Source organism: Paractinoplanes polyasparticus (assembly GCF_019710575.1).
Classification (GTDB): Bacteria; Actinomycetota; Actinomycetes; order Mycobacteriales; family Micromonosporaceae; genus Actinoplanes; species Actinoplanes polyasparticus.
In genome coordinates, this window is record NZ_JAHWFK010000067.1 from 36437 (window position 1) to 60140 (window position 23704).

Annotated in this window: 23 protein-coding genes; 10 read left to right on the forward strand and 13 right to left on the reverse strand. The window is 71.0% G+C overall.

Translation table 11 applies throughout. From position 1 onward, the window contains the following. Positions 1-55 precede the first annotated feature (55 nt). The 4 genes from KXC43_RS47005 to KXC43_RS47020 form a co-directional block, all read right to left on the reverse strand. On the reverse strand, positions 56-1288 hold the full coding sequence (locus KXC43_RS47005; protein WP_221382804.1) for a type II secretion system F family protein: 1233 nt from the start codon (positions 1286-1288) through the stop codon (positions 56-58). Between the two features lie 4 nt (positions 1289-1292). Next, entirely contained in the window at positions 1293-2426 is a 1134-nt protein-coding gene (locus tag KXC43_RS47010) for a type IV pilus twitching motility protein PilT (protein WP_255646037.1), read from the reverse strand. A 121-nt stretch (positions 2427-2547) separates the two neighbouring features. After that, positions 2548-4215 carry a GspE/PulE family protein gene (locus tag KXC43_RS47015; RefSeq protein ID WP_221382805.1) on the reverse strand — a complete coding sequence of 556 codons (1668 nt, stop codon included), beginning with the start codon at positions 4213-4215 and terminating at the stop codon, positions 2548-2550. Positions 4216-4288: 73 nt separating this feature from the next. Next, positions 4289-5278 (reverse strand): GlxA family transcriptional regulator, encoded by a 990-nt coding sequence (locus KXC43_RS47020; RefSeq protein ID WP_221382806.1) that lies wholly within the window; start codon positions 5276-5278, stop codon positions 4289-4291. Between the two features lie 53 nt (positions 5279-5331). Here KXC43_RS47020 and KXC43_RS47025 point away from each other — a divergent pair, with 53 nt between their 5' ends. Next, positions 5332-6621: an MFS transporter gene (locus KXC43_RS47025; RefSeq protein ID WP_221382807.1), complete on the forward strand. Its 1290-nt coding sequence runs from the start codon at positions 5332-5334 to the stop codon at positions 6619-6621. 254 nt (positions 6622-6875) lie between these two features. Here KXC43_RS47025 and KXC43_RS47030 read toward each other — a convergent pair whose 3' ends face one another. Both KXC43_RS47030 and KXC43_RS52495 read right to left on the reverse strand, forming a co-directional pair. Continuing rightward, complete coding sequence (locus KXC43_RS47030; RefSeq protein ID WP_308129580.1) at positions 6876-7118, reverse strand: type II toxin-antitoxin system Phd/YefM family antitoxin; 243 nt, start codon at positions 7116-7118, stop codon at positions 6876-6878. Positions 7119-7149: 31 nt separating this feature from the next. Continuing rightward, on the reverse strand, positions 7150-8832 hold the full coding sequence (locus KXC43_RS52495) for a putative bifunctional diguanylate cyclase/phosphodiesterase (RefSeq protein ID WP_221382808.1): 1683 nt from the start codon (positions 8830-8832) through the stop codon (positions 7150-7152). A 141-nt stretch (positions 8833-8973) separates the two neighbouring features. Between KXC43_RS52495 and KXC43_RS47040 the strand changes: the two genes are divergently transcribed. Both KXC43_RS47040 and KXC43_RS47045 read left to right on the forward strand, forming a co-directional pair. Beyond that, positions 8974-9252 carry a hypothetical protein gene (locus KXC43_RS47040; protein ID WP_221382809.1) on the forward strand — a complete coding sequence of 93 codons (279 nt, stop codon included), beginning with the start codon at positions 8974-8976 and terminating at the stop codon, positions 9250-9252. Further along, positions 9242-9631 carry a hypothetical protein gene (locus tag KXC43_RS47045; RefSeq protein ID WP_251800600.1) on the forward strand — a complete coding sequence of 130 codons (390 nt, stop codon included), beginning with the start codon at positions 9242-9244 and terminating at the stop codon, positions 9629-9631. Before KXC43_RS47040 ends, KXC43_RS47045 begins: the two co-directional genes overlap by 11 nt. A gap of 19 nt (positions 9632-9650) precedes the next feature. On the opposite strand, the gene KXC43_RS47050 is transcribed toward KXC43_RS47045, so the two are convergent. After that, positions 9651-9935: a DUF427 domain-containing protein gene (locus tag KXC43_RS47050; protein ID WP_221382810.1), complete on the reverse strand. Its 285-nt coding sequence runs from the start codon at positions 9933-9935 to the stop codon at positions 9651-9653. 153 nt (positions 9936-10088) lie between these two features. Between KXC43_RS47050 and KXC43_RS47055 the strand changes: the two genes are divergently transcribed. The 4 genes from KXC43_RS47055 to KXC43_RS47070 are packed head-to-tail and all read left to right on the forward strand — an operon-like array spanning position 10089 to position 13511. Further along, positions 10089-10655: a hypothetical protein gene (locus KXC43_RS47055; RefSeq protein ID WP_221382811.1), complete on the forward strand. Its 567-nt coding sequence runs from the start codon at positions 10089-10091 to the stop codon at positions 10653-10655. Beyond that, on the forward strand, positions 10652-11677 hold the full coding sequence (locus tag KXC43_RS47060) for a hypothetical protein (protein WP_221382812.1): 1026 nt from the start codon (positions 10652-10654) through the stop codon (positions 11675-11677). Before KXC43_RS47055 ends, KXC43_RS47060 begins: the two co-directional genes overlap by 4 nt. Next, on the forward strand, positions 11674-13092 hold the full coding sequence (locus tag KXC43_RS47065) for a hypothetical protein (protein ID WP_221382813.1): 1419 nt from the start codon (positions 11674-11676) through the stop codon (positions 13090-13092). Before KXC43_RS47060 ends, KXC43_RS47065 begins: the two co-directional genes overlap by 4 nt. A gap of 17 nt (positions 13093-13109) precedes the next feature. Continuing rightward, positions 13110-13511 carry a DUF6232 family protein gene (locus KXC43_RS47070; protein ID WP_221382814.1) on the forward strand — a complete coding sequence of 134 codons (402 nt, stop codon included), beginning with the start codon at positions 13110-13112 and terminating at the stop codon, positions 13509-13511. Between the two features lie 8 nt (positions 13512-13519). Here KXC43_RS47070 and KXC43_RS47075 read toward each other — a convergent pair whose 3' ends face one another. From KXC43_RS47075 to KXC43_RS47095, 5 genes are all read right to left on the reverse strand, one after another. Continuing rightward, positions 13520-15328, reverse strand: coding sequence for a GAF domain-containing SpoIIE family protein phosphatase (locus tag KXC43_RS47075; RefSeq protein ID WP_255646032.1), 1809 nt, complete (start codon positions 15326-15328; stop codon positions 13520-13522). Positions 15329-15481: 153 nt separating this feature from the next. After that, positions 15482-16156, reverse strand: a complete 675-nt coding sequence (locus tag KXC43_RS47080; protein WP_221382815.1) for an activator of HSP90 ATPase — start codon at positions 16154-16156, stop codon at positions 15482-15484. 145 nt (positions 16157-16301) lie between these two features. Further along, positions 16302-17150 carry a bifunctional DNA primase/polymerase gene (locus tag KXC43_RS47085; RefSeq protein WP_221382816.1) on the reverse strand — a complete coding sequence of 283 codons (849 nt, stop codon included), beginning with the start codon at positions 17148-17150 and terminating at the stop codon, positions 16302-16304. A gap of 20 nt (positions 17151-17170) precedes the next feature. Then, complete coding sequence (locus KXC43_RS47090) at positions 17171-18223, reverse strand: beta family protein (RefSeq protein ID WP_221382817.1); 1053 nt, start codon at positions 18221-18223, stop codon at positions 17171-17173. Between the two features lie 4 nt (positions 18224-18227). Next, the gene (locus tag KXC43_RS47095; protein WP_308129581.1) at positions 18228-19562 is read right to left on the reverse strand and encodes an AAA family ATPase; all 1335 of its coding nucleotides are present in this window, start codon (positions 19560-19562) and stop codon (positions 18228-18230) included. A gap of 908 nt (positions 19563-20470) precedes the next feature. Here KXC43_RS47095 and KXC43_RS47100 point away from each other — a divergent pair. The 3 genes from KXC43_RS47100 (at position 20471) to KXC43_RS47110 (ending at position 22338) form a co-directional block, all read left to right on the forward strand. Then, positions 20471-21139 (forward strand): hypothetical protein, encoded by a 669-nt coding sequence (locus tag KXC43_RS47100; RefSeq protein ID WP_221382818.1) that lies wholly within the window; start codon positions 20471-20473, stop codon positions 21137-21139. A gap of 87 nt (positions 21140-21226) precedes the next feature. Next, the gene (locus KXC43_RS47105) at positions 21227-21580 is read left to right on the forward strand and encodes a hypothetical protein (protein ID WP_221382819.1); all 354 of its coding nucleotides are present in this window, start codon (positions 21227-21229) and stop codon (positions 21578-21580) included. After that, the gene (locus KXC43_RS47110) at positions 21577-22338 is read left to right on the forward strand and encodes an SDR family NAD(P)-dependent oxidoreductase (RefSeq protein ID WP_221382820.1); all 762 of its coding nucleotides are present in this window, start codon (positions 21577-21579) and stop codon (positions 22336-22338) included. Before KXC43_RS47105 ends, KXC43_RS47110 begins: the two co-directional genes overlap by 4 nt. Positions 22339-22351: 13 nt before the next feature. Here KXC43_RS47110 and KXC43_RS47115 read toward each other — a convergent pair whose 3' ends face one another. Further along, on the reverse strand, positions 22352-23512 hold the full coding sequence (locus KXC43_RS47115) for a sulfur globule family protein (protein ID WP_221382827.1): 1161 nt from the start codon (positions 23510-23512) through the stop codon (positions 22352-22354). Positions 23513-23704: the final 192 nt, after the last annotated feature.

Here is a 23704-nt window from a genome sequence, read left to right on the forward strand (position 1 = left end):
TGGTGGCGGGCGGGGGGCCCGTTCGGCCGGCGGGAGTCCGGCCTGGTCGTGCCAGTCAGTTGCTCTGAATGTTTTGATAAATGGTGAACATCGGTAGGTAGAGACAGATCACCATTCCGCCCACGACGGCGCCCATGACGAGCACCATGATCGGTTCGATCGAGGCGGTCAGGGACTCGGCAGCGCTGTCGACTTCCCTGTCATAAAAATCGGCAACCTTGTCCAGCATCTGACTGATTTGGCCGCTTTCTTCGCCGACTTCGATCATCTGGGTGACCATGGTCGGGAAGATCGGGTGATTGCGCAGGGCCGAGGACATCGGCTGGCCGTCGCGGACGGCGGCCTGTACGTCCTTCAGGGCCACATTGATGATCTCGTTGCCCGTGGTCTCGCCGACCACGGTGAGCGCCTGCATCACCGGCACGCCGACGTTGAGCAGCAGGCCCAGGTTGCGGGAGAAGCGGCTCATCGCGAGCTTGCGGAACAGGGAGCCGAACACCGGCATCTTGATTTTGATGCGATCGACCTTGAGGCGGAACTCGTCGCTGGCGCGCATCTGCCGCTTGTAGAAGATCGATCCGGAGACGCCCAGGGTGATGATCAGGGGGCCGATCCACCACATGTTGTGGCTCGCGTCGACCAGGAACTGGGTGATCGCCGGCAGCTCGCCGCCGAGGTTGGCGAACATCGCCTCGAAGATCGGCACGATGAAGATGAGCACCGCGGCGATCAGGACGAAGGTGAACGACAGCACGATCGCCGGATAGGTCATGGCGCTCTTGATCTTGCCGCGGAGCGCGGTGTCCTTCTCCAGGCTGTCCGCGATCTGCTCGAGAGCGCGGTCGATCATACCGCCGGTCTCGCCGGCCCGGACCATGGCGATCATGAGGCGCGGGAAGATCCGGTCGTGCTTGGCCATGGACGCCGACAGCGAGGTACCGGCGGCCACATCCGTACGCAGCTCGCCCAGCGCCTTCTTCAGTGGCGGCGAACTGCTCTGCTCCTCCAGGATCGCCAGCGACCGCAGCAGCGACATGCCGGAGGCGGTCATCGTGGCGAACTGGCGGGAGAAGACGGCGAGATCCTTGAGCTTCACCCGGTTGCCCAGGCCCGGGATCTTGATCTCCATGTCGAGACCCTTGCCGGTCTCGGTCAGCTCCAGCGGCGTCTCGCCCCGCTGTTTGAGCAGATTGGTGGCCGCGGCCTCGTTCGGCGCCTCGACGGTGCCCTTGGCCCGGTGGCCGGCTCCGTCGATGCTGCTGTACCGATAGACCTTGGTGGCCGGCATGGGGTCAGCTCCGTCCCACGAGTCGCATGAGTTCCTCCTTGGAGTGGCAGAGCTCGAGGGCGGCCGGCAACGTCACGACCTGCTCGCGCACCTTCTCGGCCAGGTGCTGGTCGAACGCGAGCATGCCGTCGCTCGCACCGGCCTGCATGAACGAGGGGATCTGGTGCGACTTGCCCTCGCGGATCAGGCTGCGGATGGCCGGGGTCGCGGTCAGAATCTCGGCGATCACGACGCGGCCCTTGTTGTCCGCCCGCGGGGCCAGCGCCTGCGTGATCACGCCCTGGAGCGAGGCGGCCAGCTGGGCGCGGATCTGCAGCTGCTGGTGCGGCGGGAAGATGTCGATGACGCGGTCGATGGTCTGGGTGGCGCTCTGCGTGTGCAGGGTCGCCAGCACCAGGTGGCCGGTCTCGGCTGCGGTGAGCGCCGTGGCTGTCGTCTCGAGGTCGCGCAGCTCGCCGACGAGGATGATGTCGGGGTCCTGCCGCAGCGCGTGCTTGAGCGCCGAGGCGAAGGTCTCGGTGTCCGCGCCGACCTCGCGCTGGTTGACCACGCTGCGCTTGTGCGGGTGCAGGAACTCGATCGGGTCCTCGATCGTCACGATGTGGTCGGCGCGGCTGCGGTTGGCCAGGTCGAGGATCGAGGCCAGCGTCGTGGTCTTGCCGGAACCGGTCGGGCCGGTCACCAGCACCAGGCCGCGCGGCAGGTGGGCGAAGCGGGACACCGAGTCGGGCATGCCCAGCTCGTCCAGCGGCTTGATCTCGTGCGGGATGGCCCGGAAGACCGCGCCGCACGAGTTGCGCTGCACGTACAGGTTGCCGCGGAAGCGGGAGACGCCGACGATGCTGTGCGCGAAGTCGAGCTCCTGCACCCGCTGGAAGGTCGCCCACTGGTCGGCCGAGATCGCGGCCCGGCACAGCAGCGCGGTGTCCGACGAGTTCAGGTTGCCGTAGCCCTCGAGCGGTCTTAGCGAGCCGTTGACCCGCATCATCGGCGGCGTGCCGACGGTCAGGTGCAGGTCGGAGCCGCGCGACTCGACCAGCGTGACGAGCATCTGGTTGAGCACGGCCAGGTCGCCCGGCGCGGGCGCCCCCGGCTGGGGCGCCGCCTGCTGGGGCACCATCGTGTCGGTCTGGTACATCTCCACCGGCTCTCTCGTCGGTACGGACGCCTCTTGTATTCGGCACTTCGGTGGGCCGGTTTAGGGTCGGTTCTGGCGTTTTCGGGTGTTACCCGGGCGTACGGGATAAAGTTTTTGGTCCTCAAATGGCGACGCGCGAGACCTCACGTACGGAGGTCAGCCCGCCCGACGCCTTGGCCAGGCCATCGGCCCGCAGCTCGTACATCCCCTGGTAGAGCGCCACCTCGAGGATCTCGTTGGACGAGGCCCGGCGGATGGTCAGCGCCTCGATCTCGGGGCTGATCGGCATCACCTCGTGCAGCGCGATCCGTCCCCGATAGCCGGTGTTCGCGCAGTTGCGGCAGCCCACCGGGCGGTAGAGCGCCTCGGGCACGACCAGGTCGTCGAAGGGCCAGCGCGCGCCGACGAGTTCCTCCTCGGTCGGCTTGTAGGCCTCCTTGCACCAGTCGCACAGCCGCCGGGCCAGCCGCTGGGCCAGCACGCAGTCGAGCGACGACCCGACCAGGAACGGCTCGATCCCCATCTCGGTGAGACGGGTGACCGCGCCCGGCGCGTCGTTGGTGTGCAGCGTCGACAGCACGAGGTGACCGGTGAGCGACGCCTCCACCGCGATCTGTGCCGTGTGGCTGTCCCGGATCTCACCGATCAGCACGACGTCCGGGTCGGAGCGCAGGATGGCCGGCAGCACCGCGGCGAACGTCAGGCCGGCCTTCGTGTTGACCTGCACCTGGTTGACGCCGCGGAGGCGGTACTCGACCGGGTCCTCGACGGTGATCACGTTGACTTCCGGCTTGCTGATCCGGCCCAGCGTGGCGTACAGGGTGGTCGACTTGCCGGAACCGGTCGGGCCGGTCACCAGCACCATGCCGTGCGGCTTGGTGAACGACGCGGCGAACCGGTCCAGGTTGTGCTGGGTGAACCCCAGCTTGTTCATGTCGAGGTCGATGCCGCCGGTGTCGAGCACGCGGAGCACGATCTTCTCGCCCCACACCGTGGGCAGCGTGGCGGTACGCAGGTCGACCGTGCGGTCGCGGATGAGGGCGGTGATGCGGCCGTTCTGCGGCACCCGCTTCTCGGTGATGTCGACGCCCGACATGATCTTGATGCGCGAGGTCAGCGCGGCCGTGACGCCCTTCGGCACGAGGTCGACCTCGTGCAGCACGCCGTCGATGCGGTAGCGGACCCGCATGTCGTCCTCGGTCGGCTCGAGGTGCAGGTCGGAGGCGCGGTTCATGACGGCCTGCTCGATCAGGCTGTTGACGTAGCGCACGATCGGGGCGTCGTCCGCGCTGGTGGCCTGCGCGGACATCCCGGTCTGGGACTCGGCGGCGTCGTCGGCCAGGTCGCCGAGGTCGCTCGACTCGCGCTGGAGCCGCTCGATGATCCGCCGGACCTCGCTGCGGGCCACCACGACGGGGCGGATGATCATGCCGGTGGCGGCGCGGACGTCGTCCAGCGCGACCACGTCGCCGGGGTCGGTGACGCCGACGACCAGCTCGCCGTCGGCCATCGAGAGGCCGAGCACGCGGTGGCGCAGCACGACCGGCAGGGGGATCTTCTTGAGCGCGGCCGGGTCGGGCTGGAAGCTGACCAGGTCGACCGTGTTGATGCCGAAGGCTTGGGCGGCCGCCGCGGTCAGCTGCTCCTCGGTGACGACCTGGTCGTTGATGAGGACCGCGCGCACGGACCGGCCACTGCGCTGCGCTTCCTCCGCTGCCTTGTCGACGGCCAGCGGATCGATCCCGATCTGCTTGAGCGCGTCCAGCAGCGGGCGGAAGGTCTGGTCCATGACATCCTTAGTTCGGCGATGAATGCTCGCCTTACTGATCGGACATCACGGCTGATACCTAAGATCCGGAAAGTTATGATACGGATCGCACCGGTTGCCGAAAGGTTCGCCGGTACGCGGTGGGCGCCACGCCGATTGCCGCCTGCAGGTGCTGCCGCAGGGCGGTCGCGCTGCCCAGCCCCGAGCGCCGCGCCACCGAGTCGACCCCCAGATCGGTCGACTCGAGCAGCACTTGAGCGTGCGCGATTCGTTGTCGCAGCAACCACTGCCGGGGACTCGTGCCGGTCTCCTCACGGAACCGCCGGGTGAAGGTGCGCACGCTCATCCGGGCGTGCTCGGCCATCGCCTCCAGGGTCACCGGCTCGGCCAGCCGGTCGAGCGTCCAGGCCCGGGTCGGCGCGGTGCCCGTGCCGTCCGAGTGGGGGACCGGCCGCTCGATGAACTGCGCCTGCCCGCCGTCACGCCAGGGCGGCAGCACGCAGCGGCGGGCCGCGCGGTTGGCGACCTCGGCGCCGTGGTCGTTGCGCACGATGTGCAGGCAGAGATCGGCCCCGGCGCCCACGCCGGCCGAGGTGAGGACGTCGCCGTCGTCGACGAACAGCACGTCGAGGTTCCACCGCACCCGGGGATAGAGGCCGCCGATCCGCTTGCCCCAGAGCCAGTGGGTCGCCGCCGGGCGCCCGTCGAGCAGGCCGGCGGCCGCGAGCACGGAGGCGCCGGTGCAGATCGAGACGATTCTCGCTCCCCTCGCGGCGGCTTTCCGAAGACCTTCGCGTACGTCGTCCCGCAGCGTCCCGTCGGTGACCGTGCTGCCCGCGTCGACACCGGGCACGACGACAGTGTCGGCCGTCTCGAGGATGCTCAGGTCGTGGTCGGGAACGATGGTGAAGCCGGCCGTGGTGCGCACCGGGCCGGTGCCGCAGACCAGGATCTCGTACAGCCGGTGGTTGTCCGCGTCGCGGGCCGCGCCGAACACCTGCGTGGCCGTGCCGAGGTCGAACGTGACCACACCGTCCAGGGGAAGGACGGCAATGCGATGGCTCATGGCCCAATTCTTGCGCATGATGGCCTTCCGGCCACTCGTGGTGCCGGCCGGAAGTTCGCAGAATCTGTACCGTGAGCAAACTGCGCATCCATCCGGCCTGGCTGGTGGCCGTCGTCGCCTTCGTCGCCCTGGTCGGCGCGGCCGGGTTCCGGGCCACCCCGTCCGTCATGATCCGGCCGCTGCACGACGAGTTCGGCTGGTCGCTCGGCACGATCTCGGCCGCGGTCTCGGTCAACCTGCTGCTCTACGGCCTCACCGCGCCGTTCGCGGCCGCCCTGATGGAACGGTTCGGCATCCGCCGCGTGATCATGGCCGCGCTCCTGCTCGTCGCGGCCGGCTCCGGCCTGACCGTCTTCATGCGGTCGAGCTGGCAGCTGATTCTGCTCTGGGGCGTACTGGTCGGCCTGGGCACCGGCTCGATGGCGCTCGGCTTCGTCGCCACCATCACCGGCCGCTGGTTCGTCAAGCACCGCGGCCTGGTCACCGGTGTGCTCACCGCCGGCGGCGCGGCCGGCAACCTGGTCTTCCTGCCGGTGCTGGCCCTGCTCACCCAGCACTCCGGCTGGCGCCTGGCCGCGCTCACCGTCACCGGCGCCGCCCTGCTGGTCGTGCCGCTGGTCTGGTGGCGGCTGCGCGACCACCCGGCCGAACTGGGCCTGGGCGCCTACGGCGGTGTCTACGAGGAGCCGAAGCCGATCGCCCCGGCCGGCGCCGCCCGCACCGCGCTGCGCGCCCTCGGCCAGGCCGCCAGGACCCGGCCCTTCTGGCTGCTCGCGGGCGGTTTCGCGATCTGCGGGGCGACCACCAACGGACTGGTCGGCACCCACTTCATCCCGGCCGCGCACGACCACGGCATGACCGAGACGACGGCCGCTTCGCTGCTGGCTTTGGTGGGCTTGTTCGACATCGTGGGCACCATCGCCTCGGGCTGGCTGACCGACCGGGTCGACAGCCGCATCCTGCTCGGCGCCTACTACTTCCTGCGCGGACTGTCGCTGCTGGTGCTGCCGTCACTCTTCGCGGCCACGGCGCGCCCGAGCATGCTGGTGTTCATCCTGTTCTACGGCCTCGACTGGGTGGCCACGGTGCCGCCCACGGTCACCCTGTGCCGCGAATACTTCGGCGAGAGCGGCGCGATCGTGTTCGGCTGGGTCTTCGCCTCGCACCAGTTCGGCGCCGCAGCCGCCGCCACGGCCGCCGGCCTCGTGCGGGACCAGCTCGGCGCGTACACCTGGGCCTGGTACGGCGCGGGGGCGCTGGCCATCTTCGCCAGCGTGCTGAGCCTGATGCTCTTCGCGGGCAAGCGCCTCAAGCCGATCGCCCCGGGCATCGGCCTGGCCGTGCAGCCGGCCAAAGCGTAAGGGGGCCGGATCAGCGATGGTGATGCCGACCGGGCGGGCCAGGTTGTCCAGGGCAAGGTGCTGGACAGTGGGGCTTAAATCTGTGGATCGCTGAGTCGTGCCAGGCGCAGCGCTCTCGCCTCGGCGGTCTTCGCGACCAGGACTCCGAACTGGAGTTCGGCGAGACTCGCGACACTAGTGGCCAGTCCGCCCGGGATAGGGGTTACGTCGGTAGCGACGAGGATGCTGGTGTCCAGGATGCGTCGGCTCAGCGTTCAGCCCACGGAATTGGTGAGGGTGTCGTCGGGGAGATCCCGGTCGTCGGCCCATCGAGGGTCGGTGGGTTGATCGAAGACTCCGGCCACGTCGTGCCATTTGCGCCAGGCGCGAGGACTTGCCGGGCTGAGTAGGGCGGCCGGCCGCCCGCCGACGGTGATGGTCACTCGTTCACCCGCTTGCGCCCGGCGTACCAGGTCGCCGGCATTCTGCCGCATCTCCCGCAGTCCGACTTCATGCACAGATTGACCGTAGTGTATGTGCTATCAGCGGTCAGCGGATCTGGAGGCCGGCGGACTGGCGGGTCAGCAGGCCGGTCAGTTCGGCGGCCGGCATGGGGCGGGCGAAGTGGTAGCCCTGGGCCTCGGCGCAGGCCAGTTCGCGCAGCAGGGTGGCCTGCATCTCGTCCTCGACGCCCTCGGCCACGGGGGCCAGGTTGAACGTGCGGGCGATGTGCAGCACGGCCTCGGCGACCGAGCCGGTGGCCGTGCTCTCGCGCATGGCGGCCACGAAGGACTTGTCGATCTTCACCACGTCGACCGGCAGGGCGCCCAGGTGGCTCAGCGACGAGAAGCCGGTGCCGAAGTCGTCCAGGGCGATGCGTACGCCCAAGGTTTTCAGCGAGCTCAGCACGCGGGCCGACTCGGTCAGGTCGGTCAGCGCCATCGACTCGGTCAGCTCCAGCACCAGCGAGTTCGGGGGCAGGCCGGTGTCAGCCAGCACGGCGCCGACCTCGTCGGTCAGTTCGGGGCTGGACAGCTGCGTCGCCGACAGGTTGACGTTGACCTTGAAGCCGGGGTTGTCCTGCTGCCACACCACGGCCTGGGCGCACGCCTCGCGCAGCACCCACAGGCCCAGCCCGGGCATGAGGCCCAGCGTCTCGGCCAGCTCGATGAAGTCGCCCGGCCCGAGCAGCCCGCGCACCGGGTGCCGCCAGCGCACCAGCGCCTCGACGCCCACCGCCAGCTCGCCGTTGAGGTCGACGATCGGCAGGTAGTGCACCTCGAACTGCATCTCGACCAGGGCGCGGCGCAGGTCGGACTCGTCGCGCCGGCGCTGGGCGGCCTCGGCGAAGCGCACCGGGTCGAAGCGGCGCACGACGCCCTTGCCGTCGTCCTTGGCGTGGTAGAGCGCCTCGTCGGCCTCACGCAGCAGCGTGTCGACGTCGAGCCGGTTGCCCTGCGTGATGGAGATGCCGGCGCTGGCCCGCACGGAGAGAACCAGGTCGTCGACGGTGAGCGGCTTCTGCAGGTCGTGCAGGATGCGGTCGGCGACCGTGTCGGCGGTCTGCTCGTCGAGCAGCCGGGGGAGCAGCACGACGAACTCGGCGCCGCCGAGGCGGGACACCGTGTCGTTGGCGCGCACGTTGGCGTTCAGCCGGTCGGCGGTGGCCTTGAGCAGCTCGTCGCCGGCGGCGTGCCCGTACGTGTCGTTGATGCCCTTGAAGCCGTCGAGGTCGAACAGGATGACCGCGGTCTTGGTGTCGTCCGCGTCCTCGAGGGCTTCCGTCGCGTGGTCCATGAACATGGCGCGGTTGCCGAGCCCGGTCAGCGGGTCGCGGAAGGCCTGACTGGCCAGGATCGCGCGCTGCCGGGTGAGGTCGCGCATCAGTCCCTCGTTGGTGTGCGAGCCGAGGAACTGCCGGATCAGGATGACGGCCGCGACGATGAGGATCAGCCAGATCGTCGTCGTCGTGGTGTCGCCGAGGGAGGTGTGCGCCGCGGCCGCGATGATGGCCGCGGCCACCGGGGCGTACTGCACCAGCGGCCAGCGCCGGCTGAGCCGGGCCAGCACGAGACCGCCGGCCGTGGCGACGCCGAGGGCCAGGCTCCAGCGCGGCGCGCCGCCCTCCCGGCCGACCAATGGTGTCCAGGCCAGCGCCAGGAGCGACGCGAAGATCATCGTGATGTCGACGCCGCGCCGTACGCGGTTCAGGACCTTGCTGACACGCCCCATGAAGCACCTCCGACGCGCCTCATCGGTCGCGCCCGGGGGCACTTGAGCAGATTATGGGGACGGGGTGTGCGCCAGGCCGGGCACCGATCGTGATCTCATAGGACGCCAACAGCACAAAAGTCGGCAACGGAGGACAAAGCTGTGCCGGGTGGAAATCTCGAGGACCGGCTCGCGGCGCTCAGCGCGACCGCGACGGACGAGGACGGCGAGGTCACGGTGACCGAGGGCGGCGCGGAGACCGAGGACGGCAAGGCCGTTCCGGACAGCTACACGGAACACTTCAAGGGTGGTCCGGAGGCGCCGCCGGCTCCGGTCATGCCGGCCGCGCCCCCGTTTCCCTCATTCGAGAACACACCGACGTTGCCGCAGCAGTCGCCCGGCAACGGCTACGAGAGCGGACGGGACAGTCGTGCCCGCTGACAAGCCTTCGCTGCCCCGTCGCGGTCCGGCGCCGGCCGTCGACCGCATGTCGAACGCCGAGCTCGCCCGGATGGTCGAGTCGGAACACCCGTACCGGGGCAAGGCGCTCTTCGAGCTCTCCGACCGGATCCCGCACGACGACGACGCGGCGACCAAGGTGGCGATGCTCAGCCGGCTGACCTCGTTGCGGCGCGCCCGCCTGTTCGACCGGGTCTCGCTGGCCTGGTCGGGGATCATCGCGCTGCTCGCGGCCGAGACGGAGCACTCCCGCGCGGTCGCCTACGAGGCCTTCGGGGCGCTCGACGCCGAGGAGCAGCGGGACATGCTCGACTATCTCGAGGTGTCCGCGATCGAGCAGGCCCACCCGCGCATCGCGTGAGCGGGCCCGCGATCAGGGGTCACGCTTCGACGCGGACGTCCTTCCAGAAGGCGACGCGGTCGCGTACGGCCTTGGCGTCCGGCTTGGGTTCGGGATAGAACCAGACGGCGTCGGGCGTCGTGTGCCCGTTCGCGGTCAACGTGTAGTACGAGGCCCGGCCCTTCCAGGGGCAGATGGTGTGGGTGTCGCTGGGGGCCAGCACGTCCTCGCGCAGCGACTCGCGCGGGAAGTACTGAATTCCCTCGACAACCACGGTGTCGTCGCTCTCGGCGATCACTTCGTCGTTCCAGATGGCCTTCGGCATAGTCCGAACGTAGCGCGCGGGAAGCGGGGTGTCCGATATGCGAGTTTTAATCGCCATGGGGAGTGAAAGTTGTGACTCGTCCGCACATTGTCGCGCCGGTGTAAGAAGATCTAGAGTCGATCGCGATCCTCCTACCCCCTCGGAGAGCGGCCGGTGAACGGTCTGAGCACGATGCCTACCACGGCCGAGCAGGCACGCCACGCGCTGCTGCTGCTCGGCCGGCCCGCCTCGCCCCGGCTGCTGGTCGACGTGCACAGCGCGCTGTTCGACGGTGACCTGTCGGTGCCGGCGCTCGCGGCTCTGCGACGCGACCCGGCCTCGGGGCTGTGCGCGGCGCTCACCCTCGATCTGACCCCCGCGCGCGGGCTGGTTGCGCTGGCCGACTGGCCGGTCGAGCAGCGCATCGTCACCGCGGCCGCGCAACGGGCCGACGGGCTGACCGCGGTGATCCGGGTCGCCGAGTTCGTGGCGATCCGGCCCGGCGCCGGACGGGCCGCGCACCGGCTGCTGCGGGCGCTGGCCGAGGACGTACCGCATGGACCGGAAGCTCTTGACCTGGTGGCCGCGGCCCGGGTGGCTCTGGACGCGCCTGAGCTCGTCGCCGCGATCGAGGCCGACGAGCCGCGGCGTGCCGCTGCGGTCGAACGGGCTCGCGGTCTTTCCCAGGAGCAGCAGCTGTACGGGCTTCCGACGGTGCCGCACCAGCGGGGCGGCGAGTGAGCCGGGTCGAGAAGTTGCGCGGCTCCGCTCCGGGCAAGAGGCACAACGCGCGTACGGTCGCCGCACTCACCGGCAACCCGGGCTGCACGCGACGGGCCGTTCTGGACGCGGCCGGCGTCGACAAGGTGCGGCTGGCCGAACGGATCGGCTTTCCGGGCGCGTTCGGGCAGTCCCGGTTCGCGCTTGCCCGCGGCAACGCGTTCGAGGCGATGCTCAAGGCGGACGACTGCGCGCTGCTGCGCTCCACGCTCGGCGCGTACGTCGGTGGTTACGAGGATCTCGGGGCGGACGAGGACGACACGCTGTCAGCGCGCCATTCCCGCACCCGGGCACTGCTGCGCAGCGGCGCCGAAGGGCTGCTCGACCACCCGCTGCTGACGCTCGACGTCGCCGGGCAGACCGTCTTCCTCGAACCCGACCTGATCGCCTACCAGAACGGCTCGCAGTTGCAGGTCGTCGAGATCAAGTCGTTCGCGATCATCGACGGGCAGGCCGACGGCACGGCCGTGTCATCGGCTGCGGTGCAGGCGGCCGTCTACGTGCTCGCGCTGCGGCGGCTGCTGGGCGACGACCGGGTCAGCCACGAGGTGGTTCTGGTCTGCCCCGAGAACTTCTCGATGCAGCCGGTGGCCGTCGTCCTCGACGTACGAAAGCAGTTGTCGACGCTGCGGCGGCAACTCTCCCGGCTGGCCTCGGTGTCGTCGCTGATCGAGTCGCTGCCGGCCTCGCTCTCCTTCGACCTCGCGCAGCCCGTCGCCGACCTGGTGTCGTCGCTCGACGCCCTCACCGCGCGCTATGCGCCGGAGTGCCTGTCCTCGTGCGAGATGTCGGTCTTCTGCCGCGACGAGGCCGCCGGACGGACCGCCGTGCTGGGGCGCCCGGTGCGCGAGGCCCTGGGCGGGATCGAAACCGTCGACGAGGTGCTCGCGCTGGCCTCGGGCACGCGCGAACCGGAGCCCGACCAGGTCGAGGCGGCGGCCCTGCTGCGGGCGGCTCAGCGGCTGCGTGACGAGGCCCTGTGAGCACGCTCGTCGCGCTCGCCCGGGCCCAGGCGCTCGCGGCCGGCCGGGCCCAGCCGATCACGACCGTGCGCCACCTGCACGTCCACGACCGTCCGCTCGTGCTCATCCCGCTGGCGATGGCCGGCGAGGCGAACGCGCCGCTGGCCGCGTTGCTCGGATCCGCGGAGGATCAGCCCCGCCTGCTCGTGGTGAGCCAGCCACGCAACCGTGACGAGCGATTCGCGTTCTTCGCGGCCCTCGCCGGGGTGGTCGTGCCCTATCTCGACTCGTTCGCCGGCGCCACCGAGGCCGTGCCGGTCGACCGCGGACGCGACGTGCGGCACCGGTTCGTCGACGCGCCACAGATCTGGGTGCCCAACCCCGGCGGCGCCGACTTCCTGCGGCTGCTCGGCCGGTCGACCCGCTTCCGCCGTACCGACGGCGATTTCCCCGTACCGCCAGCGGTGCCCCGCCTCGGGCAGTGGCTCACCTTCCTGGCCTCGTCGGCCGAGGTGCCCGGCTCGTCGCTGCTGGTCAACGCCGTGCAGGCGCTCACGCAGCACTGGGCCACCGGGCAGAGTTCCGCCGAGGACGCCCACTTCGGGTCGCTCTTCGCGTGGATCACCGACGGCGCCGCGGCCGCCCGTGAGGCCGAGAACGGGCCGGTGGCCGGGCCCGCCACCGACCCCACGTTCGACAACGAGATCCTGGCCCCGCTGATCACCGCGGCCGACCCCGCCCTCACCGGCGTCCTGCGCGAGCTGCTCGTGCCGACGTGGGAACGGATGTGGAAGTCGATCGCGTTGCTCCGCACCCTGCCGGCCGGCGCCCGGGTGGCGTCGCGCTGGGACAGCGACCGGGACGCGTACTCGGCCTACGTCGAGCACCTGATCGAGGACGGCTCGCCCCAACCCCGCCGGGACGGGGCGGTGGCTGCGGCTGCCCGGCTCCAGCGGCTCGAGAACGCGGCGGCGCGCTACGCGGTGCAGCGGGCCTTCGACGACCCGCTGGTGATGGCCGAGCACCGGCTGACCGGACAGGCCTTCGGCGCGCTGGTGACACTGGCCAAGGCGGATCGGATCGACGACAGCGGCAAGCGGCCCGTGCTGCGTCCCAGGATCATGGTGGCCACGACCGAGACCGTACGCGTCGAGCCCGGCGCCACCCTCACCTCGCCCTCCCGCCCGGCCCAGAAAGCGAAGGTCGTCTCCATCACGCCCACCGCGACCAGCACGGATGTGGTGCTGGAGCTCTCCGGTGGAATGGGCCGCAAACTCGTGGCCGAGCCCGGCAGCGTCCCCGCGGTGGGCGAGCAGCTGCTGCTGACGACGCTCAGCGAGGCCTACCGCCCGGGCGCCGCGTTCCCCGACCCGGACGAGACACCGTGGACTCACGGCGGCCCGCCGACCCATCATGAGGTCACGCCCGTCGAATGACGCCGGAGGTGCCCGTCGTGGTCAGGACCTACTATCGCGGCCCGGCCGGCATGGTCACCGAGACCCATTTCGTACGGGTGGGTGACGGTCGCATGTTTCCGCTGAGCGAACTGCGCCAGGTCGGCACGACGCAGCGCCGCGGCGCCTACTACGTCCCTGTCTTGGTCGGAACCGTCTGCGCCGTGCTGGCCGGAGCGCTGGTCGGGCTGATCGTCCTGCGCCCGTGGGCCTGGGCCGCCGGCGGAACGGTCGTCCTGGCGGCGGTGATCGCGGGCCGGTTCCTGCTGGCCCGCAACCGGCTCACGTACACGTTGCAGGCGGTCTATCGCGGCGCGGAGGCCGAGCTCTACTCCACCACCGACGCGACCGGGTTCGCCCAGGTCTGCCGGGCCCTGCGGCGCGCGCTCGAGAACCGTTGATCTGAGGGTCAGCGAAGGCCGACGATCAGGAAGGCTATGTCGTCGGCGCGGCGCGGTACCGCGTCGATCAGCAGGTCGCACAGCTCTTCCGGCGGCAGAGCGGCGTTGCCGCGCAGCACGGCCAGGACGTGGTCGATGCCGTCGTCGATCAGGTGGGCGGGGTGCTCGACCAGGCCGTCGGTGTAGAGCAGCAGCGTGCTGCCGGCCGGGACGCGGCGGTGGTGGGTGGTGCGCTGGGCCCGGGGAAGCAGTCCGAGCAGCGGTTCCGGGTCTTCCCACCAGATCTCGACCTCGCCTCCCGGGCGCAGCAGCACCGGCGGCGGGTGGCCCGCGTTGGCGAAAGACACCAGGTAGTCGTCCTGGTCGCGGATCAGCCGGGCCAGGACGGCGGTCGCCGCGCCGGGCACACGCAGGCCGTGCAGCGCGCGGTCGAGCTGGGAGAGCAGCGGGCCCGGCGCGTCGTCCCGCCCGTACGCGTCGCCGCGTATCAGGTTGCGCATCTGGCCCATGGTGGCGGCGGCCTCGATGTCGTGGCCGGAGACGTCGCCGACGGCCAGCATCAGGCTGCCGTCGGGCTGGGTGAAGGCGTCGTACCAGTCGCCGCCGACCGACGCGCCGTCCTGCGCCGGCAGGTAGCGGCCGTGCAGGTCGATGCCGTCCACTTCGGGCAACTCGGGCAGCATGCTGTGCTGCAGGACCTCGGCGACGTGGCGCTGGCGGCCGAAGACCCGGGTGTTGTCGACGGCCATGCCGGCGCGGCGGCCCACCTCGGCCGCGGTGCTCTGCTCGGCGTCGGTGAACGGCGCCCGCCCGGGCCCGTTGACCAGCAGCACCGCGCCCAGCATCCGGAAGGTGACGGGCGACGTGATCGGCACGATCATGAACGAGTCGAAACCCAGCCGGTCGGCCAGGCCGGCCAGTTGAGCGGCGGCGAACCGTTCCCGCAGCAGCTCGGCGCCGCTCTCGTTGTGGCGGACCGGGCGGCCCGTGCCCTGCGCCGAGCGGATCAGCGAGCGGACGTCCAGCCTCTGTTCGTGAGCCAGCTCGGCCAGCCGCTTCGTCGTCCCGGCGTGCGCCGGGTCGTGGTGGGCCGCGGACACGTGCCGGATCGCCCCCGACTGGTCGGCGAGCGTGATGAAACACCAGTCGGCGAGGCGGCCGGCGACCATGCCACCCAGCCGGTGCAGCGCCTCGTCGATGTCCATCGTGGCCGCCAGCGCGCCGGTCAGCTCGCCCAGCAGCGCGAGCTGGCCGTGCGCCGACTCGGCGGCACGGCGTTCCTCGTCGGCGACCTCGCGGGCGATGCGCAGCCGCAGCTCCGAGCTGCACACCTCGCCGAGATCGGTCAGCAGGGCGATCTCGCTCCTGGTCCAGACGCGGTGCTCGCGGTCCATGACGGCGAGCGTGCCGAGCACAAGCCCGTCGGAGTCGGTCAGCGGCACCCCGGCGAACGCGACCACGCCGAGGTCGTGGATCGCCAGGTTGTCGCGCAGCCGGGGATCGTCGCGCACATCGGGCACCACGATGGCCGCGCCCGACTCGACGACGTGCCGGCTGAACGAGTGGCTGAGCGGCATCAGGCGCTCACCGGCGATCGGCTCGGGCAGCCCGACCTGGCCCGGCAGGTGCTGCTGATCGCGGGACAGCACGGTGACCACGGCCACCGGCGCATCCACCAGCCGCTCGACGAGCACCGCTATGCGGTCGAACGCCGGATCACCGCCCGGCCCCAGCCTCAGCCGCGCGACCGACCGCAGGCGCGCGGCATCGGCGAGAACGCCCTCGGGCGTCTCCGAAGCCAAGTCACCCCGCAGCAAAACACGCTCCCCGGCCGGTCAGAGGTTGCCAGGCTACCGGGCTTCAGCAGCAGCATCGACCTTTGAACGCCGCGTGACGCATCCCCCGGGCAAACCGTCTTCACGCCGCGCCGCTGTCGCGGGGACCGCGCTTGGTGCCGGGCCGGCCGTGCTTCAGCCGCTGGGGGCGGGGTCGTCGGCTGTGGTCAGGTTGGCGTCGGCGGCCATGTGGGCCCAGCGCTTGGCCCACGACTCGCGGGCGGCCTCGAAAGTGGCGTCGTCGGCGCCGAACAGCGAGACCGTCACCTCGAAGCGGGACGCGGACGGATGGTCGAGCGGGATCCGGCCGGCCGCCACGACCAGGTGGCCGTCGGCGTCGACCGTCCAGGCCACGCGCGGACCGAACCGCTCCCACTCGCCGGGCACCAGCGACAGCGCCTGGCGGCCGGTGGTCTCGCCGGTGAGATACAGGGTGCGCCGCCGGCCCTGCGGCCGCTGGTCGAGCAGGAAGCGCAGTTGGATCAGGAACGACCGCCAGCCCTCCTCGATGGCGTCGTAGACCTCGGGGCCGCCGGGGCCCGTGCCCTCGCGGGCCACCCGCACCCGGGCGTCGTCGTCGTCGCCCACGACCTCGAGATAGGACCCGTCGGCCCAGCCCATCTGCTCGGGCGCCCACAAGGTTGCCTCATCGACGAAGATCTGCTTGATCTCGGCCGCCAGCCCGTCGTAGTCCCACCCGAACCACTGGTGCAGAACGTCGATCTGGGTCACGGATTCCCACGTCTCGTCGCGCCCGGCCCGGACCGGGACCTCCAGGTCGTAGGGCTTCAGTCTGCGCGCCTGGGTCATGCCTGCCCTCCGTCCGCGGGGGTGGGCGCGGCGGGGAAAGCCGCGGCGGGACGCTGCCCGGTGCGGCCGATCATGACGGGCCGTCGCCGGTGGGTCGAGTGCTGTCGCAGTGGGTCATGACCCCATTTTTGGGGCAAGAGTGGTTTCACGCCACGTCGCGGTTCAGTTCCGGATCGAACGGGGCACGTCGGCCGGCGGTCAGGCCCGAGCGCAGCGTGCCCCGGATCTCGGCCCGGCCCAGCCCGGCGAAGCGTGCCGCATCCTCGAGTTCCCGCGTCGTCTCGGCCTCGTCGAGCAGGCCGGCCCCGATGAAGCGGCCCAATGCGTACGCCGCCCGGTTGAGAGTGTCGTTGCGGGTGCCCACCGGCGCCCGGGCCACCCGGTCGGCCTCGGCGGCCAGAGCCGCCTGCGCGTAACGCGACGGGTGCGCGACCGGGCGGTGGCTCGGCGCCGGAACAGGGCCCGCGATCAGGGCGCGCAGGGCCGCGGGCCCCTCGGGGAGCGCCCGGTCGGGGCGGAGCACCCAGCGGTAGTCGGCCCCGGAGGCATGGCGCGAGGGCGGAGCCACCACGTAGCCCCCGCTGCCCCGCCAATCGAGGCCGGGCAGCAGGCGTACACGGTTGCCGTAGCCCAGGGGACGGAACCAGAAATGCCACCCGCCACCGCCCGTGCGGACGCGGGGCCCGGCGGGCAGCTCGCCGCCGAGCAGGTGGCAGAGACCGTGCCAGCCCTCGGCCGAGTCGACGTCGGCGACATCCATGGCGACGCCCGTGCGCAGGCCGATGTTGGCCGCCGGCCAGCGCGCCCACCACAGCTCGATCAGACGCGGGTCGGTGCTCGCCTCGGTGAGGCCGCGCCGCAGGTGGGGATGTTTGCCGGGACGCTCGCACGAAACTCCTCTGTCGCAGGAACAGCCACCGCGCGGGTCAGGCGCGTGCACCGGCAGGACCGGAATCCCGTGCCGGGCGTAGGCCAACGCGGCTGACAGCGACATTAGAACAAGCGTACGACAGTTCAGTCGATGCCGGGCTGGTCCGGCCGGAGAGTCCGCAGCACGTGCGCGATGTGGTGGGAGGTGCTCCACGACATCCAGCCGGCCGGGCTGCCGGCGCCCGGCGCCATCCGGGCCCGGCGGGCGATCTCGGCATCGCCCCACGAGAAGCGGGCTCCGGCGGCCGGCCAGTGCGGTGAGGCGACCAGCGTGCGGCACAGGTCGTGGCACCGGTCGTCGCCCCGTCCGCCCCGCCGCGACCAGCGGTAGATCCACCAGTTGTGCTCGGCCGTGTAGCGCAGCGTCGGCAGCTGACGATGGCGCTGGACGCCGCGGCGCCGCACCGGGGACGTCACGCCGTAATCGGCGTACCCGATCCCCGGCCGGCCGATCCCGCTCCAGACCCGGGCGTCATGCCGGTCGATCGTGACCGGCCGATCGGTGGGCAGCTCGTCGAGGTTGGCCGGCATCGCGCCCGAGGCCACGCTGATCGATCGCCAGGAGCGGCTGCCCGCCCACCGCAGGATCCGGTGCAGCTGTCTCTCGAACCGGGCGGCGTGCGCCCCGCAGGCCGTCTCGGCCAGGTCGATCATCAGGTCGATCTCGTCCGCGGCCAGGCCCGCGCCGCGCAGCATCCGCTCGACGAGGACGTCGGCCTGAGCCGGGTTGGCCGCGTCGGTATGGGGCTGGAACCGCAGCACGGCGTGGCGCCCGTGCATGCGGGCGGCGAGGCCGTGGGCGGCCAGGCGGCGCCGGCTCTCGGCCGCGCGGAGCACGGGCAGCATGGTGATACCCAGCTCGGCCAGCTGCTCGGCGAGGTCGAGCGACGGGGCCACGAGCGGGTCGGGCGACTCGACGATCTCGGAGAAGTCGACGGCGAGCGTTGCCGTGCGCGGTGGCAGCTCACGGATCAGCGGCAGGATCTCGGCGCCCGGGTCGACCTCGAGGATCGGCCGGACCCGGGCGGCCTCGCTCGCCGTCAGATGGGTGAGCGCCGCGAGCTCGCCCCGGCGCGGGCGCAGGATCGGCCGATAGACGCCGTCCTGTTCGGAGCCCGTCGTCGCGAAGACCGCCATTCACTCAAAGTAGCGGTTTGTGTCGCCTGAGCGACACTCCCTTGTGCAGATGAGACAGGACGGCCTGATTCGCCTCCCAGCCGTCGGGGAACTTCACGGGCACGTTGAGGTGCACCGGCTCGGTCGACGGGTGCGCGTCGAGCAGCTCGGCGATGCCCTCGCGGGCCACCACGACGCACGCGTGCCGGTGGCGGGAGGTCAGCACGCACAGGCGGCCCGACTCGAGATGGAAGGCGGTCGCATCCTGCCGGCCCGACAGCGGATGCAGCACGATCGTCAGGTCGTACTCGCGGCCCTGGAGCCGGTTGGCCGTGTCGACGGTGACGCCCTTGGCCTCGGGCGGGAGGAACGACCGGATGACCGCGGCCTGATCGCGGTGGGCGGCGCCGATGGCGATGCGGTCGGCGGTGAGCGCGCCGCCACCCGACTCGGAGGAGCTCACCGCCTCGCGGGCCAGCGCGCGGACGGCGAACTGGGCGCAGGCGGAGGCGGCCTCGGCGTCGGTGCGGACGGTGAAGCGGCCGGGCAGCTCGTGCAGGCCCCAGCCGGACTCGGCGGCCGTGTCGAGCACCTCGTCGAGCGGGTCAGCCGGCGGCCGGCCGAACCGCAGGCCGCGATCGCCGGGGCCGGTGCCGGAGCGGAAACCCGTGAAGGGATAGAAGGCCTCGGCCACCACCGGGGCGGCTGTGTGGGGCAGCCGCCACGAGACGGGCAGGCGGTGGACGGGCAGGTCGGGGTTGTGTCGCAGCAGGACGGCGACGGCGCTCTGCATCGGGTCCCACGACAGGCCCGTCCAGCGCTCGACCTCGACCGTCGAGAACGGGTCGAGCTGGCCGGGATCGCCCACGAAGAGCGCGCGGACGAACCGGGGCGCCACACGGAGCAGCGCGTCGGAGCGCATCTGATAGGCCTCGTCGACGATCGCCCACGGCCACGAGCCCTCGGTGACTGTCGCCCACTTGGCGGCGGTGCCGATGGTGACGGCGGGCGACCCGAGGTCGGCTACCTTGGGGCCGACGCGGCAGCGGGGATGGTCGCGAACCCGGTCGCTCGCCTCGTAGTCGACCGCGGACAACCGGCCCACGGCGACCTCGGGCGACCGCGCGCCGAGCCGGGCGATGAGGTCGTCGACCTGCTCGTTGGTCTGCGCCACGATCATCAGCGGCTCGCCCGCCGCCGCCAGCTCGCCGGCGGCCCGCACGACCAGCGTCGACTTGCCGGCGCCGGGCGGTGAGTCGACCACCACGCCGCGATGGTCGCCCTCGCGCAGATCGTGCAGCACGGCGTCGACCACGAGGCCCGCTTCGGCGGCCGGGCTGAGCAGGTGTTCCGAGTTCACCGGGGCACCGTAGCGCGAGGCTCCGACAGTTCCGGCCGGACCGGGTGCCCGTCAGCGCGTCGTACCCGCGGGAATGGTCCGGCGATTATCAGCGGCCGGCTTCTTGATCGCATCGCGGACGCCGATCTCGTGCTCCGCCGACGGGTGGAGTGAATGTTCTCAGCCGGTCGGCGGGTCGTTCATGCCGGCGATTGCTTGATTGCGCGCACAAGTGCTTTGCCGAGAGATCGCCGACCTGTTGCATTGAGTCGCCGAATGATCACCAGACGCATTCATGGCGCCGGACGTTTGGGAGCGTTCCCATTGGCTTCGCCGTGTTATGCGATCACTCACCGTCGGGAGTGGAGCTGCCCGCAGCGGCGTGAAAGTCGATGGGTCAAGGGGCGAAAAGGGTCTAAGCCGCGTATCCCCCGGTGTCATCGTGGCACTGACGGAAATCCGACAGCGCTCCGGTCGGCGTTTACCTAGCGGTGTGGTCGCCCTGGCGTCCCGGCCGGGCGTTGAAGGCCCTGTGGGGCCGGCGTGGCGGCCGCAGTGAGAGGGATCACCTGTGGTTCGCGGGTCCCCCGTGGTTGCCTTGGTGCAGGTGAGGGCACTGTGGATCGTCACTGTGAGTGGATGTTTGCGTCGTGGTCACCACCCCGAAATATCGGGGTGATTAACTGGCTGCACGGGGTGAATAGCGAAGCCGACATGCAACTTGCACGTGCGGTTCGCCGTGCAAGTTGCATGTTTCGCATGGTCCCGAGCAGCTGCTCCATCGTCGTAGCAACGTTTTGATCGTTTCGCTGGATTTCATTCACGGGCGTTTTTGGGATCTAGGAAAGTGCACTCTTCCAGTCGATCACCGGAAGTGAAACTCTTCTAGCCAGCAGTAACGCCAGCGACACGGACGGTGGTGGTAAGGAATGCGCCCAGACGTTCTGGTCGGTCCGAGCGAGTGGGTGGTCGAACAGTTCGGCGACAAGGTGGCCGCCGAGCTGTGGACCCGGGTGCCCGAGGCCCTGAGCACAGCGATCGAGCGCGAGATCCATGCTCACCCCGCGATGACGCAGACCATGGAACGCGTGATCGCGAATCCGCGATGGCCGCTTCCCTACGAGGAACTGGTGCTCTTCCTGGGCACGCTCCCCGGCGCCGAGATCATTTCTGTTCCGAAGTCGGTCTACCAGCTGGTCGTGATCAACGGCCACGTGGTGGTGCCGTGGTGCTACGGGCAGTCGGCCCGCGACTCGATGCTCGACGCGCCTGTGGGGCGGTCCTTCGGCCGCCTCGCCCGTGAACTGCTGCGCCGGTTCGGCCCGCCCTGGCGCCGGTCGCAGGCCGAGTCCCCGCTGCCGCTCGACTCGGTCGACGAGCGCGAGGTCGCCAAGATCTGTGGCGCGATCGCCCAGATCGACCCCAAGCCCGAGGTGATCATCGCCGGCTTCGCGGGAACGCCCACCCTGGGCTTGCTGCGGGCCTGCCTCGGTGAGATCAAGTCCACGGACAACGGCTCGCTCAACTGGAGCCACCTCGCCGATCTGCCCCTGCCCCCGCCCGTGATCCCGCGCCCGCGCCGCATGCAGTTCCCCTGACCGCGCCGGACGTCTGACACGCACTTTCCCGCGTACGGGGAAGTGCGTGTCACGTTTTGCGCCGGAACGCGCGGGCAATCGCGTGACATGGACAGAGGAAGCAACAAGCACTCAGCCCGCGTCGACGACGAGATGGCCCACGAGGTACGTGGGATAACACAGGGCGTCACCGGCGGCCGCGTCGAGGAGAGCCGCGAAGCCGAACCGTCGGGCGAAGACCAGCCCGACGTCAGTGGCGTCCTGGAGGACGACGAGACCCCCGACCTCAGCCGTTTCGGCCGCTACATCGGCCTCTCGGCGCTGCCCGGCGACCGGGTGAAGCTTCGGCACAGCGCCGAGACGCTGCTGGCCCCCGACGACGTGCTGGCCGACATCGACAGCCTGCCCGCCGACCGGGAGTTCGCGACCGTCACCGAGATCTGGCACGCCCTCGGCCGGTGAACACCGTCGTCACCGGCGGCGGTCGCGGGGTCGGACGCGCGATCGTCGAGCGGCTGCTGGCCGAACCGGCCGGCCGGGTCGTCGTCGTGGAGTTCGACGAGGCCACGCTCGACTGGGCCGGCGACCATGTGGCCCGGGGCCGGCTCGTGCCCGTGATCGGCGACGCCTCCGACGAGCGAGTGGCCGGTCGGGCGGTCGAGGCGGCCGGTCCGCTGGGCGGCTGGGTCAACAACGCCGCCACGTTCCCCTCCGGCTGGTTGCCCGAGATGCCGGCCCGCGAGGCGAGCGCGCTCATCGCCCGCAACGTCGACCCCGTCGTCACCGGGTGCACCGCCGCCATCCGAGCCTTCCTCGCCGCCGGCACCGGCGGTTCAATCGTGAACGTCTCTTCACACCAGGCCCAACGACCCGTACGCGGCGCCTTCGCCTACGCGACGGCCAAGGCCGCGATCGAGGGCCTGACGCGGGCGCTCGCCGTCGATCACGGCCCGCAGGGCGTACGGGTGAATGCTCTCGCCCTCGGCTCGATCGCCACCGACCGCTCGGAGGCCCACCTGGCTGCCCTGGAGCCCGCGGCCCGGCAGACGTTCGAGAACGAGATCCGGCTGCTCCAGCCCTTGGGCCGCATGGGCCGCCCGGCAGAGGTCGCCGAGGCGGCGGCCTTCCTGCTGTCCGACCGGTCGTCCTTCCTCAACGGCGCGGTCATCCCGATCGACGGCGGCCGCTCAGCGGTCGGCCGCGACCCCGAGGAACTCTGACGAGCAGCCCCGGTCAGTTGCTGCCCGGGTGGGGGATCAGGTAGGCCGTCGAGAAGGGCTCGTGGCGGGCGCGCATGTCGGCGTAGGCGGTCAGGAGCAGGGGGCTCATCACCACGCCGGTGGCTGCTGAGAAGCCGGCCGAGAGGATGGCCGAGGCGACGGTGACGCCGGGGCCGGAGCCGGCGGCGGGGTTGAGGATGGCGCTGAGGACGCTCTCGACGAGCACGAACGCGATGTGCAGGCCGACGATGGTGGCCAGCCGCGCGACCGCGGCGCCGAAGCTGGCGTGGACCAGCTGGAAGGCGCGACCGATGCCCTGGCCCCGTTCGACCAGGACGATCACGGGCAGGATCAGGAAGACGATCAGCACGTAGAGGCCGGGCAGGACGCAGAGCAGCAGACCCACCAGGATCACCAGACCGGCCAGGAGCTGCCAGCCGAGCATGGCGGGAAAGCGGCGCAGGCCCGTAAGCAGCGCCCGGCTGACCGATACGGGCCGGCCGGTGGCCCGCTGCACCAGCACATCGAGGGTGGCCAGCTGGGCGACCAGGGTCAGCAGCACGGCGGCCAGTGCGAACGGCAGCACCACGAACAGCGGCTCGAAGATGTCGCTGAAGTTGGGGGGCGTGGTCGAGTCGAAGGTGACCGCGCGGTCGGGGGCGTAGATGGCGGTGAGGACGCCCACGACGATCAGGGGGATCGCCCAGACCAGCTGGACCTGCGCCATCGGGCGCCAGACGGCTGCGAGCAGGGTGAAGCTGCGTTGCCACCAGCCGCCGAAGTCGGCGCTGACCAGCGGGTCGGCGGGGCCGGCGTAGTAGCCGGACGGCAGCTGATAGCCGGGCGGGCCGTAATAAGGAGCGCCGTAGCCGGGCGGGCCGTAAGGAGCGGTGTTTTCGGGAGGGCCGTATCCAGGGGTGCCGTAGCCGGGTGCGCCGTAGCCGTAGGCGGAAGGATCGTAGCCGGGCGGAGGCTGGTGCGGGTCCTGGGCGGCCTGCCACGGGTCCTGGCCGGGCGGCAGCTGGTAGTAGCCGTGCGGTGGCGGCGACTGGTGCGAAGTGGGCGGCTGGTCGCCGGGGACAGGCGGGAAAGGCGGCGTCGGCTGGACAGGCGGCGTGGGCGGGAGGTTGCCGGAAGGGTCCGGGCGGTTCTCGTCCGGTGCCTTGTCGCTCACGTTTCCGCTCCCTGTTTGAAGATCAGCCGCGTCACCATAGCTGTCCCGTTCCGGCCGGCGCCTCCCATGCTGGGCGACCGGAGCAAGACCGCGGCGGCCGACGGGACCGGGCGTTCTAGAGCCCTTTTGGGGTGGGGGTCAGGGTGGTGTTGGTGGAGGTAGACCTGTTCCGGTGAAGTAGCCGTCGATCAG

Excerpts from the sequence above, each read along its gene's own strand:
- KXC43_RS47005 (WP_221382804.1), bottom strand. The coding sequence starts at position 1,288 with ATGCCGGCCACCAAGGTCTATCGGTACAGCAGCATCGACGGAGCCGGC.
- KXC43_RS47010 (WP_255646037.1), bottom strand. The coding sequence starts at position 2,426 with ATGTACCAGACCGACACGATGGTGCCCCAGCAGGCGGCGCCCCAGCCG.
- KXC43_RS47015 (WP_221382805.1), bottom strand. The coding sequence starts at position 4,215 with ATGGACCAGACCTTCCGCCCGCTGCTGGACGCGCTCAAGCAGATCGGG.
- KXC43_RS47020 (WP_221382806.1), bottom strand. The coding sequence starts at position 5,278 with ATGCGCAAGAATTGGGCCATGAGCCATCGCATTGCCGTCCTTCCCCTG.
- KXC43_RS52495 (WP_221382808.1), bottom strand. The coding sequence starts at position 8,832 with ATGGGGCGTGTCAGCAAGGTCCTGAACCGCGTACGGCGCGGCGTCGAC.
- KXC43_RS47050 (WP_221382810.1), bottom strand. The coding sequence starts at position 9,935 with ATGCCGAAGGCCATCTGGAACGACGAAGTGATCGCCGAGAGCGACGAC.
- KXC43_RS47080 (WP_221382815.1), bottom strand. The coding sequence starts at position 16,156 with ATGACCCAGGCGCGCAGACTGAAGCCCTACGACCTGGAGGTCCCGGTC.
- KXC43_RS47085 (WP_221382816.1), bottom strand. The coding sequence starts at position 17,150 with ATGTCGCTGTCAGCCGCGTTGGCCTACGCCCGGCACGGGATTCCGGTC.
- KXC43_RS47090 (WP_221382817.1), bottom strand. The coding sequence starts at position 18,223 with ATGGCGGTCTTCGCGACGACGGGCTCCGAACAGGACGGCGTCTATCGG.
- KXC43_RS47100 (WP_221382818.1), top strand. The coding sequence starts at position 20,471 with ATGCGCCCAGACGTTCTGGTCGGTCCGAGCGAGTGGGTGGTCGAACAG.
- KXC43_RS47105 (WP_221382819.1), top strand. The coding sequence starts at position 21,227 with ATGGACAGAGGAAGCAACAAGCACTCAGCCCGCGTCGACGACGAGATG.